General features: G+C 65.9%; 16 protein-coding genes. 6 read left to right on the top strand and 10 right to left on the bottom strand.

From position 1 onward, the window contains the following. Nucleotides 1–19: 19 nt before the first annotated feature. From ABIB99_RS20850 to rsmI, 5 genes are all read right to left on the bottom strand, one after another. On the bottom strand, nt 20–1537 hold the full coding sequence (locus tag ABIB99_RS20850; protein WP_354177374.1) for a type II and III secretion system protein family protein: 1518 nt from the start codon (nt 1535–1537) through the stop codon (nt 20–22). Nucleotides 1538–1550: 13 nt separating this feature from the next. After that, nucleotides 1551–2366 (bottom strand): Flp pilus assembly protein CpaB, encoded by an 816-nt coding sequence (gene cpaB, locus ABIB99_RS20845; protein WP_063980255.1) that lies wholly within the window; start codon nt 2364–2366, stop codon nt 1551–1553. Nucleotides 2367–2782: 416 nt separating this feature from the next. After that, a complete protein-coding gene (gshB, locus tag ABIB99_RS20840) occupies nt 2783–3727 on the bottom strand; it encodes a glutathione synthase (protein ID WP_354177373.1) in 945 nt (314 codons plus the stop codon). Nucleotides 3728–3737: 10 nt separating this feature from the next. After that, complete coding sequence (locus ABIB99_RS20835) at nt 3738–4136, bottom strand: YraN family protein (RefSeq protein WP_071908793.1); 399 nt, start codon at nt 4134–4136, stop codon at nt 3738–3740. Beyond that, the gene (gene rsmI, locus ABIB99_RS20830; RefSeq protein WP_354177372.1) at nt 4123–5073 is read right to left on the bottom strand and encodes a 16S rRNA (cytidine(1402)-2'-O)-methyltransferase; all 951 of its coding nucleotides are present in this window, start codon (nt 5071–5073) and stop codon (nt 4123–4125) included. Before rsmI ends, ABIB99_RS20835 begins: the two co-directional genes overlap by 14 nt. Before the next feature lie 339 nt (nt 5074–5412). Between rsmI and ABIB99_RS20825 the strand changes: the two genes are divergently transcribed. Then, nucleotides 5413–6648, top strand: a complete 1236-nt coding sequence (locus ABIB99_RS20825; protein ID WP_354177370.1) for a penicillin-binding protein activator — start codon at nt 5413–5415, stop codon at nt 6646–6648. Nucleotides 6649–6768: 120 nt separating this feature from the next. On the opposite strand, the gene hemW is transcribed toward ABIB99_RS20825, so the two are convergent. The 3 genes from hemW to rph are packed head-to-tail and all read right to left on the bottom strand — an operon-like array spanning nt 6769 to nt 9270. Further along, complete coding sequence (gene hemW / locus ABIB99_RS20820; protein ID WP_135213984.1) at nt 6769–7923, bottom strand: radical SAM family heme chaperone HemW; 1155 nt, start codon at nt 7921–7923, stop codon at nt 6769–6771. After that, nucleotides 7910–8545 (bottom strand): RdgB/HAM1 family non-canonical purine NTP pyrophosphatase, encoded by a 636-nt coding sequence (rdgB, locus tag ABIB99_RS20815; protein ID WP_354177367.1) that lies wholly within the window; start codon nt 8543–8545, stop codon nt 7910–7912. The genes hemW and rdgB overlap by 14 nt, the downstream gene beginning before the upstream one ends. An 11-nt stretch (nt 8546–8556) precedes the next feature. Next, nucleotides 8557–9270 (bottom strand): ribonuclease PH, encoded by a 714-nt coding sequence (gene rph / locus ABIB99_RS20810; protein ID WP_014490830.1) that lies wholly within the window; start codon nt 9268–9270, stop codon nt 8557–8559. A gap of 168 nt (nt 9271–9438) precedes the next feature. Here rph and hrcA point away from each other — a divergent pair, with 168 nt between their 5' ends. Further along, nucleotides 9439–10527: a heat-inducible transcriptional repressor HrcA gene (gene hrcA / locus ABIB99_RS20805; protein WP_063980248.1), complete on the top strand. Its 1089-nt coding sequence runs from the start codon at nt 9439–9441 to the stop codon at nt 10525–10527. 96 nt (nt 10528–10623) lie between these two features. After that, nucleotides 10624–11229, top strand: coding sequence for a nucleotide exchange factor GrpE (gene grpE, locus ABIB99_RS20800; protein ID WP_063980247.1), 606 nt, complete (start codon nt 10624–10626; stop codon nt 11227–11229). 152 nt (nt 11230–11381) lie between these two features. On the opposite strand, the gene pncA is transcribed toward grpE, so the two are convergent. After that, complete coding sequence (gene pncA / locus ABIB99_RS20795; RefSeq protein ID WP_354177365.1) at nt 11382–12104, bottom strand: bifunctional nicotinamidase/pyrazinamidase; 723 nt, start codon at nt 12102–12104, stop codon at nt 11382–11384. A gap of 125 nt (nt 12105–12229) precedes the next feature. Continuing rightward, on the bottom strand, nt 12230–13171 hold the full coding sequence (locus tag ABIB99_RS20790) for a hypothetical protein (RefSeq protein ID WP_354177364.1): 942 nt from the start codon (nt 13169–13171) through the stop codon (nt 12230–12232). Nucleotides 13172–13567: 396 nt separating this feature from the next. On the opposite strand from ABIB99_RS20790, the gene dnaK reads away from it, so the two are divergent. The 3 genes from dnaK to ABIB99_RS20775 all read left to right on the top strand — a co-directional run bounded on the left by dnaK (nt 13568) and on the right by ABIB99_RS20775 (nt 17530). Beyond that, a complete protein-coding gene (dnaK, locus tag ABIB99_RS20785) occupies nt 13568–15469 on the top strand; it encodes a molecular chaperone DnaK (RefSeq protein ID WP_028148797.1) in 1902 nt (633 codons plus the stop codon). A gap of 245 nt (nt 15470–15714) precedes the next feature. Then, nucleotides 15715–16842, top strand: coding sequence for a molecular chaperone DnaJ (gene dnaJ / locus ABIB99_RS20780; protein ID WP_063980245.1), 1128 nt, complete (start codon nt 15715–15717; stop codon nt 16840–16842). An 88-nt stretch (nt 16843–16930) separates the two neighbouring features. Continuing rightward, on the top strand, nt 16931–17530 hold the full coding sequence (locus ABIB99_RS20775; RefSeq protein ID WP_354177362.1) for a class I SAM-dependent methyltransferase: 600 nt from the start codon (nt 16931–16933) through the stop codon (nt 17528–17530). The last annotated feature ends 11 nt before the right edge of the window (nt 17531–17541 follow it).

The following is a 17541-nucleotide window of genomic DNA, read 5'->3' as shown; positions in this document are numbered from 1 at the left end:
GGTCCCCAAACCGTCTGTCTCAGTCGATGATGAAGCCGAAATCGCCGCGGCTGCTTTCGATCGGATCGACGCTGCGCGCGATGCCGTAGAGCCGGTTCATGCGGCCGAGCAGCGCCGTCTGCGCGTCCGAGGCCGGCGCAAAGCCGTCGTCGGGCCGCGACAATTCCTTCTGGGCGACCGCGCGCACCACATAGGGCGTCACAATCACCATCAGCTCGGTCTCGTTGTTGACGAAGTCCTGGCTGCGGAACAGCGCGCCGATGATCGGCACCTGGTCGACGCCGGGCAGGCCGTTGATCGCCTGCTTGGTCTTCTGCTGGATCAGGCCGGCCATCGCCATCGAGCCCCCGGAGGGAATTTCCAGCGTGGTCTCGGCGCGGCGGGTCTGGACCGAGGGGATGGTGATCGAGTTGCTCGAGGTCGAGGACACCGCCTGCGTCAGCGTGATCGCGTTCGTGTTCGACAGCTCCGAGACCTCGGTCATCACGCGCAGGCTGATACGGCCTTCGCTGAGCACGAGCGGCGTGAAGTTCAGCGAGATGCCGAACTTCTTGTAGGTGACCTGGGTGGTACAGACGTGGGTGACCGGATCGCAGGAATAGCCTGCAGGGATCGGGAATTCGCCGCCGGCGATGAAGGTGGCGGATTCGCCCGAGATCGCGGTCAGGCTCGGTTCGGCGAGCGTGCGCATCACGCCGGCGCTTTCCATCGCGCGCATCGTGGCGCTGACGGTGGCGACACCCTTGGCGAGGCCGGCCACGCCGAGCCCGTTGCTGCCGACGATTGGTCCGCCGCTGACCGAGAACGGGTTGGAATTGTTGAAGTTCACGACCGCAGTGCCGGCGTTCAGGCTCGCGCTGAGGTCGACGCCCAGCTGCTTGACGATGTCGCGGCGGACTTCGCCGACGACGACCTTGAGCATCACCTGGTCGCGGCCGCGCACGACGATGTTGTTGACGACCTTGTCAGCGCCGCCAACGAGTTTTGCGGCAACGTCGCCGGCCTGCTGGGCCTCGATCGGGCTCGACACCGAGCCGGTCAGCATCACGCTGTCGCCGACGCCTTCGATCTGCACGCCCGGCAGCGACTGGCGCAGCGCCGTGCGCATGCCGTTGAGATCGCGCTTCACCGCGATGTCGTAGGCGGCAACCTGCTGGCCGTCGGCGGTGAAGAACACGACGTTGGTCTGGCCGACCTGGCCGCCGATGATATAGGCGCGCTGCGACGAGCGGATTACTGCATTGGCGATCTTGGGATCGGCCACCAGCACGTCCTTGACCTCGCGCGGCAGGTCGATGACGACGGACTTGCCGACGCCGAGCGACAGCGAGCGTGTGCGCGCAGGCGCGATGGTCGAAACCGGCGACACGCCGAGATCCGGCGCCTGCATCGGCGCCTGGTCGCCGACCGGCGCATCCGCCGCGCTGACGACGTCGGGGGCTGCGATCAGCCCCAGCATCAGCACCGCCCCCGTCCAGAACGAGCGCGCGCGCTTCCCCCGAATGCGCAGGCCCGTCCGATCATCCCCGTAGTTCATGGTGTCCCCATCATCACTTCTGTGACGTCAGTTGCCGTGCCTGCACCCCGTAGCGGATCACGTTCACGCCGCCGGGCCGCTTGGCCGTCAGGTCTTCGATCGAAATCTCCGACGCGTTGGCATCGGCGATGCTTCGCAACGCGAGCGTCAGCGTGCCGCCCTGGCGCGAGGCCGACAGCGTCGCGACCTGGTCCGGCTTGAGCTCGAGCGTGACGGTCTTGCCGAGCACGGCGTTCTGGCCGTCTTTTTCTTTCGGAGCCTGGTCGATCGCGAGCACACGGATGTTGCTCAGGATGACCTCCGACAGGATCAGGTCGTTGCCGCCGGTCGCGCCGTTGGCGCCATCGGGGTTCTTCAGGCGCCGCGTCAGGACGATGTCGACGCGGTCGTTCGGCAGGATGAAGCCGCCGGCGCCGGTCTCGGCTGAAATCTCGGTGGAGACGGCCCGCATGCCGGAGGGCAGGATCGCGGCCATGAAGCCCGAGCCCTCGGCCCTCACCAGCTTCTGCTCGCGGATCGGCTCGCCCTGCATCAGTGGCACGCGCGCGATCGAGCCTGCGATCTGGGTCTGGGCGTCGGGCCTGCTGTCGCGGCGGATGAAGGCGCTGCTCGCGGTCGCCGCCGGCCAGGACTGCCATTGCAGGTCCTCGGGCTTGACGGCTTGGCCGAGCTGGATGTCGTTCTTCGCGATCAGCACCTCGACCGTCGGCAGCTTCTCGGCGACGGGAAGGGCGGGCGCTGGCTTGTTGTCAAAGCCGCTCGCCAGATACGCAGCGACGCCGCCGGCGCCCAGCGCGATGACGAGAACGACAATGCGTGCGGTGTTCATACGCTTCTACTCTTACGCGGGGCACTCGAACCGCACGTGGCGGGTTCCCCTGCGTCGATGAGTAGGGAGTAAAAGTATAAGGGGTGTTGCGAGGCCGAGTGTGATGGCCCGTGACGATGCGCGTTCTGGGCAGATGGTGAACGTCGCGTTATCCGGTCGGCCAATGGCCCCGTAGATTCACGCAGAGCGGGACGTTCGTTCGAACGATGCGCGCGGCGTCATGGTGAATGGGTGGTTTAGTCATGGGCGCTTCGCGAAGCGTGCGCGGTAGTCGCTCCTCAGGGTGAGGAGCGTACTTCCTCGTGTTTCAATTGATGTCCGTAGCCCGGATGGAGCGAAGCGCAATCCGGGCTCGTGCAGCGCGTTGTGAGATCCCGGATTTCGCTGCGCTCCATCCGGGCTACGAGTGAGCGCCGCTACTTCGCCCGCTTCTGCTCGATTACGTCCCAGACCTTCGCCGCGACATCCGGCCCGCCGAGCCGCGCGATGGCGCGGATGCCCGTCGGCGATGTCACGTTGATCTCGGTGAGGTTGCCGTTGATGACGTCGATGCCGACGAACAGCAGGCCGTGCTCGCGCAGCGCCGGGCCGACGGTCGCGCAGATCTCGCGCTCGCGTGGCGTGAGCTCGGTTTCCTGCGCGGCGCCGCCACGCACCATGTTGGAGCGGAGGTCGTCGGCGGCCGGCACGCGGTTGACCGCGCCGGCGAACTCGCCGTTGACCAGGATGATGCGCTTGTCGCCGTGCTTCACCTCGGGGATGAACTGCTGGATCACCCACGGCTCCTTGAAGGTCACCGAGAACATGTCGAACAGCGAGCCGAAATTCATGTCCTGCGGCATCACGCGGAACACCGCCGCGCCGCCATGACCGTGCAGCGGCTTCATGACGACGGCGCCGTGCTTATCCCGGAACGCGTTGATCTCGTCGAGGTCGCGCGAGATCAGCGTCGGCGGCATCAGCTGCGGAAAGTTCATCACGAACAGTTTCTCCGGCGCGTTGCGCACCGAGGCGGGGTTGTTGACGACCAGCGTCTTCGGATGGATGCGCTCCAGGAAATGCGTCGAGGTGATGTAGGCGAGATCGAACGGCGGATCCTGGCGCAGCAGCACCACGTCGAAGCCGTTGAGCGCTTCGCGCTTGGGCTCGCCCAGCGTGAAGTGATTGCCGGGCTCGTCGCGCACGGTCAGGAGCTGGATCGGCGCGACGATCTCTTCGCCGACCATCGAGAGCTTGTCGGGCGTGTAATAGGACAGGCCGTGGCCGCGCTTCTGCGCCTCCAGGAGCAGTGCAAAGGTGGAATCGCCCTTGATGTTGATACGGGCGATGGGGTCCATCTGGACGGCGACGTTCAGTTTCATGGTCTGCCTTTCAGGTCGAGGCGTCGAATGCCGCCAACACATGGCGCGGAAGTGAGCGCGGCGCAATCAGCATGGCGTCGAATCGCAGTTCGAATTCGGCATGCTCGGGATGCGCCACGAGCCAGCCTTGCGCGGCGTCGATGATGCGTTGCTGCTGGCGCGGGGTCACGGCGAAGGCGGCGTCATCCAGCGTCGCGCGGGCCTTGACCTCGACGAAGGCGATCAGGTTGCGGCGGCGCGCCACGATGTCGATCTCGCCATGTGGGGTGCGGTAGCGCTTGGCGAGGATGCGGTAGCCTTTGGCCATGAGATAGGCGGCGGCGCGGCTCTCCGCGGAGATGCCGGTGCGGAACGCGGCGACGCGTTCGGGCGAGGCGACTTTCGGTTCCGCGCCCTCAGTCTTCGCCATCGCCGTCCCTCAGGTCCTTTGCAAGCTCGAGCGCGCGGGCATAGACCTCGCGGCGCGGCCGGCCCGAGAGCGCGACCGCATGCGCGACGGCATCCTTGACGCTGTGCGCGGCGAGCTGCTCGCGCAGGAGACCGTCGAGCGCATCCGGCGTCAGCAGTTCCGCGTCCGCCGCAGGCGGCGCAATCACCAGCACGAATTCGCCGCGCGTCTCCAGCGTGTCCGCTCCGCGTGCCAGCTCCCGCAGCGGCGCGCGCGAAATCTCCTCGTGCAGTTTCGTCAATTCGCGGCAGATCGCGGCTTCGCGCGTCCCCATGATCTCGGCAAGCTCGACGAGCGTGTCCTGGACGCGGTTGCCGGAGTCGAACATCACCAGCGTCGCATCGATGCGGGCGAGCTCCGCAAGGCGCGACTTTCGCGCGGCGGATTTCGCCGGCAGAAAGCCCTCGAAGAAGAAGCGGTCGGTCGGCAATGCGGCGACCGACAGCGCGGCCAGCAACGAGGACGGGCCGGGCAGCGCGTAGACCGCATGGCCGGCTGCGCAGACCTCGCGCACCAGCTTGAAACCGGGGTCAGAGATCAGCGGCGTGCCGGCATCCGACACCAGCGCGATCGAGCCGCCCTGCCCCAGCGCCTCCAGGATCCTCGGACGCGCCGCTTCCGCGTTGTGCTCGTGATATTGCTTGAGCTGCGCCGTGATCGCGTAGCGCTCGGTCAGGCGCCGCGTGATGCGGGTGTCCTCGCAGGCGATGACGTCGACGCCGGCGAGCGTCTGAAGCGCGCGCAGCGTGATGTCGCCGAGATTGCCGATGGGGGTCGCGACCAGATGGAGGCCCGGCGCCGCCTTCGGCGCCGTCAGCCGATGGGCGTCGATGGAGAAACCGCGTGAGGCGGGATCCGTCGTTTCAGGTGTATTTATCGGGCTCGGCTTTACGCGCATAATGAATCGAACTTAGGCATGATCCCCGGGGCTGGGAACCGGTCCTCGGAAAAAGATCGCGCCAGGTCAGGGGTGAGGAAGGACTGGAATGTGATCCATCCGGCATCACATTGCAGAGGGAATGAAGCGTCAGCGCCATATTCGCGGCGGAAACGCCACCTTGATGCGGGTGACGGATGGTGGACAGCTAGCCAGGGCTTGAGGTGTGGCCGCGTTAAGTGGTCATTATCCTTTTGTTTTAGTTAACTATTTGCCGACAATATGCCTGAATCCGCGGCTTGTGTCGTGGAAAGAATGTTGTGACCGGCCGGCCGACGGTCGGTCAGAAGAGAAGTTGTGATGCTGGGCCCGCGCGATCCTAAATCTCCCGTTCAGGGCTCCCGATTATCGGGGGCGACCCGGCGGAGCGCACTCGGCCTGTTGCTCGGCGCCCCCTTGCTGTCGGCCTGCGCCGGCGTGCAGCAGAGTCTCAGCCAGTTCTCCAACCCGTTCAGCAGCTCCTCCCCGGCCCCGGCTCAGCCGGCCGGACCGCCGCAACAGGCCACCACCGCCGGCAGCGGCGGGGTGAAGGTTGCCGTGATCCTGCCGCTCTCGGCCGCCGGCAATGCCGGCCTCGCCGCGCAGTCGATGCGCAACGCCGCCGAGATGGCACTGGCCGAGTTCCAGAATCCCAACATCCAGCTCCTGATCAAGGACGACAACGGCAGCCCGCAAGGCGCGCAGGCGGGCGCGCAGCAGGCGGTAGACGAAGGCGCCGAGATCATCCTGGGCCCGCTGTTCGCGCAGTCGGTGCCGGCGGTGGCGCAGGTCGCGCGTACGCGCGGCATCTCGGTGATCGCGTTCTCGACCGATTCCAGCATCGCCGGCCGCGGCGTCTTTCTGCTGAGCTTCCTGCCGGAGTCCGACGTCAACCGCATCGTCGAATATTCCGCGAGCATCGGAAAGCGCTCGGTCGCCGTGCTCGTGCCCGACAATGCCTATGGCAATGTCGTCGAGGCCGCGGTGAAGGCGGCGGTGCCGCGGCGCGGCGGCCGCATTGTCGCCTTCGAGAAATACGGCGCCGATCGCGCGACGCCGGCACGCACCGTGGCGCAGCAGCTCGGCAGCGCGGATGCGCTGTTCATCGCCGATGACGGCGATGCCGTCGTCGCGGTGGCCGATGCGATGACGGCCGCGGGCGCGAATTTGCGCAACATCCAGCTGCTCGGCACCGGCCTGTGGGACAGTCCGCGTGTCTATGCCAATTCGAACTTGCAAGGCGGTCTCTACGCCGCGCCGGACCCGGCCGGCTTCCGCGCCTTCTCCGGCCGCTACCGCACCAAATACGGCGCCGAGCCGATCCGCACCGCGACGCTCGCCTATGACGCGGTCGCCCTCGTCGCCGCGCTGGCGCGCACGCAGGGCCCGACGCGCTTCTCGCCGGATGTGCTCACCAACCCTTCCGGCTTCGCCGGCATCGACGGCCTGTTCCGCTTCCGCGCCGATGGCACCAACGAGCGCGGCCTCGCCGTGATGAAGGTGACGACGGGTGGCGGTGTGGCGGTCGCTGGCTCGCCGAAGAGTTTTGGGGCGTAGTTCGGGGCCACGGTGCCGTAGGGTGGGCAAAGGCGCGCTTCGCGCCGTGCCCACCATCTCTCCATGCATCGTATGGAAATGGCGGGCACGCTTCCGCTTTGCCCACCCGACGGCAGCTCGCTACGCTGCGAGATCCGCGACCACGGCGTCCAGCACCGGGAAGCCGCTGCTGGTCACGCGCAGGCGCCCCGTCGCATCGACGATGATCGCGCCTTCCTCGCGCAACAGCGCGATGCGCTTGGGATCAAGCGGGCGGCCCGACAGCGCGCTGTAGCGCTCGGGGTCGATGCCCTCGGCGAGGCGGAGCCCCATCAGCAGAAATTCGTCGGCGCGCTCCTCGCTGTTGAGGAGATCGTCGGTGACGTTGCCGTGGCCGTTGGTTTCGACCCGCATCAGCCAGGCTTCGGGGCGCTTCTCGGTGGCGGTGGCGTGCCTGATCCCGTCGATGTCGAGGCGGCCATGGGCACCAGGGCCGATGCCGGCATATTCATCGCCGCGCCAGTACACCAGATTGTGCCGGCACTCGGCGCCGCGCCGCGCGTGATTTGAAATCTCGTAAGCGGGCAGGCCGAGCTTGTCGCAGGTCTCCTGCGTGACGTCGTAGAGCGCGCGCGCGACGGCTTCGTCCGGCGTCTTCAATTTGCCGGCCTGGTGCAGGCCGAAGAACGGCGTGCCTTCCTCGATCGTCAATTGATAGAGCGACAGATGCTCGGCCGCTTCATCGATCGCGAGGCGCAGCTCGTCGGCCCACATCGCCGGCGTCTGGTCCGGGCGGGCGTAGATCAGGTCGAACGAATAACGGTCGAATGAGCGGCGCGCGATGGCGACGGCGTCGAGCGCCTCGCGGGCGCTGTGCATCCGGCCCAGCGCCTTCAGCGAGGCATCGTCGAGGGCCTGCACGCCGAGCGAGACGCGGTTGACGCCGGCGGCGCGATAGCCGGCAAAACGCGTGGCTTCGACGCTGGTCGGATTTGCCTCGAGCGTGACCTCGACATCGCTGGCGACGTGCCAGTGCTTGCCGATGGCATCGAGCACCGCGCCGACGGTCGCGGGCTGCATCAGTGAAGGCGTGCCGCCGCCGAGGAAGATCGAGGTGACTTCACGCCCGGGCGCACGCTGTGCGGTCGTTTCGATTTCACGCGCGAAAGCTGAAGCGAAGCGCGCCTCGTCGATCGCGGCGTGGCGGACGTGGCTGTTGAAGTCGCAATAGGGGCACTTCGACAGGCAGAACGGCCAGTGCACATAGACGCCGAAAGCTTGCTTAGCGCGGCTCAAGGCAGATCTCCGCCAGTTTCACGAAGGCGCGGGCGCGATGCGACAGGCCGAGGCCGAGCGGCGGCAGGCCGTGCTTCTCGATGCTGGTCATCTCGCCGAACGTGCGATCGTGGCCATTGGGCAGGAACATCGGATCATAACCGAAGCCGGCCGTGCCGCGCGGCGGCCAGACCAAGCTGCCGTCGACGCGCGCCTCGACCTCTTCGAGATGATCGTCGGGCCAGGCGACGCAAAGCGCGGAAACGAAATGAGCGGTGCGCTTGTCAGGCGTGGTGGCGCCGCGCTCCCGCAACAGGCGCTCGATCTGCGCCATCGCGGCAGCGAAATCTTTTGACGGTCCGGCCCAGCGCGCGCTGTAGATGCCGGGCGCGCCATCGAGCGCGTCGACCACGATGCCGGAATCGTCGGCGAAGGAGGGAAGCTTGGTCGCCTGCGCCGCCGCGATCGCCTTGATCGCGGCATTGCTGCGGAAATCGTTGCCGGTCTCGTCGGGCTCGGGCAGGCCGAGCTCGCCGGCCGACACCGCCTCGATGCCGCAAGGCGCGAGCAACTCCTTCATCTCGGCGAGCTTGCCAGGATTGTGGGTCGCGATGACGAGCTTTCCGGTGATTCGGCGGTGCATGGGCCTATTGACTACGCGACAGCCAGTTTCTGCAAGTCCACGAGCCGCGCGATACCCTTCTGGGCCAGCGCCATCAGCGCGAGGAATTCGTCCTGTGTGAACGGTTCGCGTTCGGCGGTGCCCTGCACCTCGATGATGCGGCCATCGCCGGTCAGGACGAAATTGGCGTCGGTCTGGGCTTCCGAATCCTCGGCATAGTCGAGGTCGAGCACGGGCGTGCCGTTGTAGATCCCGCAGGAGATCGCGGCGACGTTGTCGCGCAGCACCTTGGCCTTGATCATGTTGCGCGCCTTCATCCAGTTGATGCAATCGGCGAGCGCGACCCAGGCGCCGGTGATCGAGGCCGTGCGCGTGCCGCCGTCGGCCTGGAGCACGTCGCAATCGACCGTGATCTGGCGCTCACCGAGCGCTTCGAGATCGACGATGGTGCGAAGCGAGCGGCCGATCAGGCGCTGAATCTCGACGGTGCGGCCGCTTTGCTTGCCGGCGGAGGCCTCGCGGCGGGTGCGTTCGGAGGTCGCGCGGGGCAGCATGCCATATTCGGCGGTGACCCAGCCGCGGCCCTGGCCCTTCAGCCACGGCGGCAGGCGGTCTTCCAGCGTGGCGGTGACCAGCACATGGGTGTCGCCGAATTTCACCAGGCAGGAGCCTTCCGCATATTTGACCACGCCGCGCTCCAGCGTCACGGGGCGCAATTCGTCGGGCGCACGGCGGCTTGGCCGCATGGGAAATCCTCCAAAACCTTCGGAAAAGGGCTATTCGCGGTGCTTGTAGGTGGGGTGAGGGTGGGCGGCAAGGCTTTTTCACCCCGGGTTTTCCACCCCGCAAACGCCACGCTTGTCAGAACCCTCCGGGATGGACAAATTATAAGCGTCTGAGAGGAGTTACCGTCCGTGGCCCATCACGATCCGATCCATCTGATCGCGCCGCGCGCAGGCCTCGCCCAGCTCAACGAGCGCTCCCGCGACATCTTTCGTCAAATTGTCGAAAGCTATCTCGCGACCGGCGAGCCGGTCGGCTCGCGCAATATTTCGCGGCTGATCGCGATGCCCCTGTCGCCGGCCTCGGTCCGCAACGTCATGGCCGACCTGGAACAGCTCGGCCTGATCTATGCGCCCCACACCTCTGCCGGCCGCTTGCCGACGGAACTCGGCCTGCGCTTCTTCGTCGACGCCCTGATGCAGGTCGGCGACCTCAATGACGCCGAGCGGCAGTCGATCCAGAGCCAGTTGACGTCGGTGGGTCACGCCCAATCGGTCGAGGCGGCGCTGTCGGAGGCGCTGACGCGGCTGTCCGGTCTCACCCGCGCCGCAGCGGTCGTGCTGACCCCGAAATCCAATGCGCGGCTGAAACACATCGAATTCGTCCGGCTGGAACCCGAAAAAGCCCTGGTGATCCTGGTCGGCGAGGACGGTCAGGTCGAAAACCGCGTGTTGTCGCTGCCGCCCGGAGTTCCCTCCTCGGCGCTCACCGAAGCCGGTAATTTCCTCAATGCGCGGATTCGCGGCCGCACGCTGGCCGAGGCGCGGCTCGAGCTCGAAACCGCGCTCGGCGAAGCCCGTGCCGAGCTCGATCAACTGACGCAGAAGGTGATTTCGGCCGGCATTGCGAGCTGGTCCGGCGGCGAGAACGAGGACCGCCAGCTGATTGTTCGCGGCCACGCCAATCTGCTCGAGGATCTGCACGCGCTGGAGGATCTCGAGCGCGTTCGCCTGCTGTTCGACGATCTCGAGACCAAGCGCGGCGTGATCGACCTTCTGGGGCGCGCCGAGACCGCCGAGGGCGTGCGGATCTTTATCGGTTCGGAGAACAAACTGTTTTCCTTGTCAGGCTCCTCCACCATCATCTCGCCCTATCGGGATGCCGCCGGCCACATCGTCGGTGTTTTGGGCGTGATCGGGCCGACGCGGCTGAATTATGCCCGCGTAATCCCGACCGTGGACTACGCCGCGCGCATCGTCAGCCGCCTCTTGGGGGGCTGACCGGCGTTTCCTCCGATCACGGGCGCTTGATTTTCGTGAGCTTAGGCACGATATCCGGGCCAACAATCCCTTGAGACGAGTTCGAGAAGAGAGCCGATGACCGATCGAGACCGGCAGCCCGACGACACGACCCCGCCGACCGACGAGCCCGTGGTGTCAAAACCCTACATCATGCCCGACGATCCGGAGCCCGGCTCGGTCGAGCTGTTGCAGAAGGAAGCCGCCGAAGCGCGCGACCGCATGCTGCGGACGCTGGCCGAGATGGAAAATCTGCGCAAGCGCACCACCAAGGAGGTCGCCGACGCCCGCCTCTACGGCATCACCGGCTTCGCCCGCGACGTGCTCGACATCGCCGACAATCTCCAGCGTGCGCTCGATGCCGTTCCGGCCGAGGCCCGTGCCGCGGCCGATCCCGGCCTGACCTCGCTAATCGAGGGCGTCGAGCTCACCGAGCGCTCGCTGCTCAACGCGCTGGAAAAGCACGGCGTCAAGAAGTTCGATCCGCAGGGCCAGAAGTTCGACCCGAACTTCCAGCAGGCGATGTACGAGGTGCCGGATGCGTCGGTGCCTGCGGGCACCGTCGTGCAGGTCATGCAGGCCGGCTACACCATCGGCGAGCGCGTGCTGCGCCCGGCGCTGGTCGGTGTCGCCAAGGGCGGCACGAAGGCTGCGCCGGCTGCGAACAGCAACGAAGTGAACTGAGCGGCGCACTGGTCGATCCTCATGGTGAGGAGGCGCGTCAGCGCCGTCTCGAACCATGCAGGCCCGGCTGTTGCAGCTCGGCCTTCATCCTTCGAGACGCGTGCTAAGGAGCACGCTCCTCAGGATGAGGATTTGGCAGCTTTTCGCGCCGCTTACGCGCTCACCGCGATATCCGCGGACTGAATCCGCTTCACGCCGGCCTTGGCCATGTCGGCCCAGGCTTTTGCGAGCGACCCCTGCGTGTCGATGCCGCGGCAGGCGTCTTCCACCACATAGACCTCGAAGCCCGCCTTGCGCGCGTCGAGCGCGGTCCAGGCGACGCAGAAGTCTGTCGCGAGGCCGGCGACGAAGACGCGCTTGATCTTGCGGCCCTTCAGGTAACCGGCGAGGCCCGTCGAGGTCTTGCCGTCGGCTTCCAGGAAGGCCGAGTAGCTGTCGACGTCCTTGTGAAAACCCTTGCGGATGATGAGTTCGGCATGCGGGATCGCAAGATCCTTCGACAGCGCGGCGCCATCGGTGCCCTGCACGCAATGGTCGGGCCACAGCACCTGCTTGCCGTAAGGGAGATCGACGGTCTCGAACGGCTTCTTGCCGGAGTGCACCGACGCAAACGAAATGTGGCCCGGCGTGTGCCAGTCCTGGGTCATCACCACGTTCGCAAAGGCTTTCGCCATCTTGTTGATGACCGGAACGACCCGCTCGCCTTCCTTCACGGCGAGGCTGCCGCCGGGCAGGAAGCAGTTTTGCACGTCGATCACGAGCAGCGCGGAAGCATCGTCCGGCTTGATCGATGCGGCCGCAAGGAGCGCGGTTGGAGCAAGGGCTACGAGAGCGCTTGTCCCAAGCGCCGCGAGGATTTGTCGTCGATCAAGCATCGTTCGCCTCCCTCCAGGATGATCCAATGGAAGGAAGCCTAGTTCCGTTCGTATACGAACAGAAGCCCGAAAATGCAGCCGGTTCTGTCCAGCGCTTGGGCTAACCCTTGGACTAACCCTTGAGACTAACCCTTGGGCTGGATGCCGTCGCGCACGGCGCGGAAGCGGGTGAAAGCGGCCGACCACTGGTCGCGCGGGGCGCTGGCGATGATGCGCAGCGAGGCGCCGCCGCTCGAGAAGCGGATCCACTGCACCACGGTCACGGGCGTCTTGTCCTTGCCGCTGACGCCGTCGATTCGGGTCTCGAAACCCTGCTGGCCGTTGATGCGGATCGGCTCGGACATGGTGACGCGCGACTCGCGCACGCCGGGGATCTGGAGCGCGGCCTCCTGGGCGAAGCGGGCGCGGTCGTCGGCCTGCTGCGGGGTGGCGCCGATCAGGCCGAGGATCATGAACGGCTTGGATTCATAGCCCGAGCTCTCATTGCCGTCGGCCAGGATGATGCTGGAGCCCGGCGCCAGGGTGCGGATGTCCTTGAAATCGGCGAGATCGGTGATCTTGAACGGCATCAGCCCGATCTGCTCTTCGGCCGAGACCTGCTTGCGGGTGACGGCGCTCGCAAACATCTGCCGCACCGCCTCGTCGGTGTAGATCTTGGCCGCATTCTCCGGAATCTGCACCGCGACATAACCGGAGAAGCCGGCGCCGGGCACGATCATCGAATAGCGTTTCACCGGGGTCTCGCCGGCCTTGCCGCTTTCCGTGGTGAAATAGGCAAGACCCGCGGGGGTCTCGAGCTTGTCCTGCTTGACGCCGGCGGTGCCGGCTGGATTGGAATTGAAGGCGCTCACGACCTCCCCATAGGCCGCCGGCGGCAGCTCGGTGATCAGCACCTTGACGTTGCCGTCCTCGCTCTCGAAGCCCGGAAACGTCTTGGCCGTGCTCAGGCCGACCAGCGGCACCATGCCGAGGCGCAAGCCGGGCGGGAAAACGGCATCCGCCGCAAGGGCCGGAAGCGCTGTGGCGACGAGGACGGCGAGCGCGGCGAGGGGGCGAATGAGCTTCATGGGCACTCTGATTGGTTCACATTGAGGCCGTTCGATGGTCGGCCGTTGGGCCGCTTTGTCGCGCAAAGCCGCCTTGATGGCGGCGGTCCGGCCGCCCGCCTTTTAACGGGTTTGGCCCGCCGGTAACAGGGCGGGGCAGATCACGGTGGCGGGGGGCCGGCTGACGCCTGAACCTGTTAATAATTCCTCACCCGCAAGGGCGGTTGAGCCCGGATATGATCTTCCAAAACCCAATGTTTTCATGGCCGAAACTTGCGTTCGGTCCTTGCGGGCCCCTCCCCCCCTCCTATATGAGCGTCAACCATCGCAATATCGCGGATGTTTGATCTTAGGGGGTTTGGAGCGGGTGCCTCTTGGGCCCAGCCAACCTGCCGCAAAAACAAGGATATCAGGACCATGGGAAAGGTCATTGGGATCGACCTCGGCACCACGAATTCGTGCGTCGCCGTGATGGATGGCAAGAACGCCAAAGTCATCGAGAATTCCGAAGGCATGCGCACGACGCCTTCGATCGTCGCCGTGACGGACGACGGTGAGCGCCTCGTCGGCCAGCCTGCCAAGCGCCAGGCCGTTACCAATCCCGAGCGTACGTTCTTCGCAGTGAAGCGCCTCATCGGCCGCCGCTACGACGACCCGATGGTCGAGAAGGACAAGAAGCTCGTTCCGTACAAGATCGTGAAGGCTTCCAACGGCGACGCCTGGGTCGAGGCCGACGGCCAGACCTACTCGCCCTCGCAGGTGTCTGCGTTCATCCTGCAGAAGATGAAGGAGACCGCGGAGGCCCATCTCGGCCAGAAGGTCGACCAGGCCGTCATCACCGTTCCCGCTTACTTCAACGACGCCCAGCGCCAGGCGACCAAGGACGCCGGCAAGATCGCGGGCCTTGAAGTGCTGCGCATCATCAACGAGCCGACCGCGGCCGCGCTCGCCTATGGTCTGGACAAGACCAAGACCGGCACGATCGCCGTGTACGATCTCGGCGGCGGCACGTTCGATATCTCCATTCTCGAAATCGGCGACGGCGTGTTCGAGGTGAAGTCGACCAACGGCGACACCTTCCTCGGCGGCGAAGACTTCGACATGCGCCTCGTGGGTTATCTGGCCGACGAGTTCCAGAAGGAGCAGGGCATCAACCTGCGCAACGACAAGCTCGCGTTGCAGCGCCTGAAGGAAGCCGCTGAAAAGGCCAAGATCGAGCTGTCGTCGACGACGCAGACCGAGATCAACCTGCCCTTCATCACCGCGGACCAGACCGGCCCCAAGCATCTGACGATGAAGCTCACCCGCGCCAAGTTCGAGGCGCTGGTCGATGACCTCGTCCAGAAGACGGTCGAGCCCTGCCGCAAGGCGCTGAAGGACGCCGGCGTCACCGCCGGTGAGATCGGCGAAGTCGTTCTGGTCGGCGGCATGTCGCGCATGCCGAAGGTCCAGGAAGTCGTGAAGCAGCTGTTCGGCAAGGAGCCGCACAAGGGCGTCAACCCGGACGAAGTCGTGGCGATCGGTGCCGCGATCCAGGCCGGCGTGCTCCAGGGCGACGTCAAGGACGTGCTGCTGCTCGACGTGACCCCGCTGTCGCTGGGCATCGAGACGCTGGGCGGCGTGTTCACCCGCATCATCGACCGCAACACCACGATCCCGACCAAGAAGAGCCAGGTGTTCTCGACCGCCGAGGACAACCAGAACGCGGTCACCATCCGCGTCTTCCAGGGCGAGCGTGAAATGGCGGCCGACAACAAGATGCTTGGCCAGTTCGACCTGATGGGCATTCCGCCGGCCCCGCGCGGCATGCCGCAGATCGAGGTGACCTTCGACATCGACGCCAACGGCATCGTCAACGTCTCGGCCAAGGACAAGGCCACGGCCAAGGAGCAGCAGATCCGCATCCAGGCCTCCGGCGGCCTGTCGGAAGCCGACATCGAGAAGATGGTCAAGGACGCCGAGGCCAACGCCGAGGCGGACAAGAAGCGCCGCGAGGCCGTCACCGCCAAGAACGAGGCGGATGGCCTGGTGCACTCCACCGAGAAGGCCCTGGCCGAGCACGGTTCGAAGGTCGCCGAGCCCGAGCGCCGCGCCATCGAGGATGCCGTCAGCGACCTCAAGGAAGCGCTGAAGGGCGACGATGCCGAGGCGATCAAGGCCAAGACCCAGACGCTGGCCCAGGCTTCGATGAAGCTCGGTGAGGCCATGTACAAGCAGCAGGCCGAGGCCGACGCCAAGAAGGATGCGGCCAAGGACGACGTCGTCGACGCGGAATTCACCGAAGTCGACGACGACAAGAACAACAAGAAGTCCGCCTGATCCCCAAGAGGGTGATGATGCGGACGGCCTGGACCCCACACGCGCTACCGGCCTCCCCCCTCACGGGGGAGGCCGTCGTGTCGGGCTCGGCGGGGCGTGTCCCCGTTACGATCGATCAATTCCCAGCCGTTATGATGAACGTCGCCGTGCCGCCCTCTGCCGCGAAGCAAAGGGCTGCCTATATCGTCTCCTGGCGACGTTGTTCCGCTCCGACTTGAATCGCGATTGGATAGACCGAGTTCAACATGTCCACGTCCACCAAGCGCTGCTATTACGAAACGCTCGAAGTCGAACGCACTGCCGACGATTCCGTCCTGAAATCGTCCTTCCGCAAGCTTGCGATGAAATTCCACCCGGACCGCAACCCCGGGGACGACACCAGCGAAGTCAAGTTCAAGGAAATCAACGAGGCCTACGAGGTCCTCAAGGACAAGGACAAGCGCGCGGCCTATGACCGCTTCGGCCATGCGGCCTTCGAGCAGGGCGGCGGCGGCGCCGGTTTCGGCGCGGGCTTCGCCTCCTCCTTCTCCGACATCTTCGAAGACCTGTTCGGCATGGCCGGGCAGCGCGGCCGTGGCGGCCGCGAGCGTGGCGCCGACCTGCGCTACAACATGGAAATCACGCTCGAGGAAGCCTTTGGCGGCAAGACCGCGCAGATCGAGATTCCGGTCTCGGTCACCTGCGAGGCCTGCTCGGGCATCGGCGCCAAGGCCGGCACCAAGCCGAAGACCTGCTCGAGCTGCGGCGGCGCCGGCCGCGTGCGGCAGTCGCAGGGCTTCTTCACGCTGGAGCGCACCTGTCCGAGCTGCCAGGGCCGCGGCCAGATGATCGAGGATGCCTGCCCGTCCTGCTCCGGCCAGGGTCGGGTCACCCGCGAGCGGACGCTTTCGGTCAACATTCCCCCGGGGGTCGAGGACGGCACCCGGATCAGGCTCGCGGGCGAAGGCGAGGCCGGGGTTCGCGGCGGCCCGCCCGGCGACCTCTACATCTTCCTGTCGCTGGCCCAGCACCAGCTCTTCCAGCGCGACGGCGCCGATTTGCACTGCCGGGTGCCGATCTCGATGGTAACGGCCGCCCTCGGCGGCGAATTCGAGGTGCCGACCATCGACAGCGGCAAAACCAAGGTGAAGGTGCCGGCCGGAACCCAGTCGGGCCGCCGATTCCGCATTGCATCAAAAGGCATGCCGGTGCTGCGCTCGCGCCAGATGGGCGACATGTACGTCCAGGTTGCCGTCGAGACCCCGCAGAATCTCACCAAGAAGCAGCAGGAATTGCTGGCGGAATTCGAAAAGCTCTCCTCCGGCAATACCCAGCCGGAATCGGTCGGCTTCTTCGCCAAGGTCAAGGATCTATTCAGTAATCGGGCAACCTGACTCGTCTTGACCGTATCGCCTTCGGCCTATACCTGTTTATGACCATTTTCTGACACGCCGCGGTCCCGCGGTCCCGTCCGGTCCCGACATGCCATTGCCATCGTCCGCGCGTGCGTTGAAGAAGCCCCGTCTCGACGACGAGGTGCGCTTTCTAAGGTCGTGGATCGAAAAGCCGCTGCACATGGGTGCAGTGATGCCTTCGGGCAAGCTTTTGGCCCGGACCATGGCGCACTACGTCGACGTCAATTCGGACGCGCCTGTGGTCGAGCTCGGGCCCGGCACCGGCGCCATCACCTCGGCCCTGGTCGAGCGCGGTGTCGACCAGAAGCGCCTCGTCCTCGTCGAATACAATCCCGGCTTCTGCGCCTTGCTGCGCGACCGCTATCCGCAAGCCAAAGTGGTGCAGGGCGATGCTTATCGCCTGCGCGACACGCTCTGGAACGTGCTCGGCGCGCCAGCCTCCGCCGTCGTCTCCGGCCTGCCGCTCGTAACAAAACCGATGCTGACGCGGCTCCGGCTGGTCCGCGACGCCTTCGCGGCGCTGACCCCGGGCGCGCCCTTCGTGCAGTTCACCTATGCGGTGGTGCCGCCGATCCCGAAATCGCTGCCCGGCGTGTCCACAGAGGCCTCGGAACGGATCTGGATGAACCTTCCGCCGGCCCGCGTCTGGGTGTATCGCAAGGACTAATTCCGCCGGCA

Source organism: Bradyrhizobium sp. LA6.1 (assembly GCF_040547805.1).
Lineage (GTDB): Bacteria > Pseudomonadota > Alphaproteobacteria > Rhizobiales > Xanthobacteraceae > Bradyrhizobium > Bradyrhizobium barranii.
Note: the sequence above shows the minus strand (reverse complement) of the source record. Positions and strands in the feature narration are given on the sequence as shown.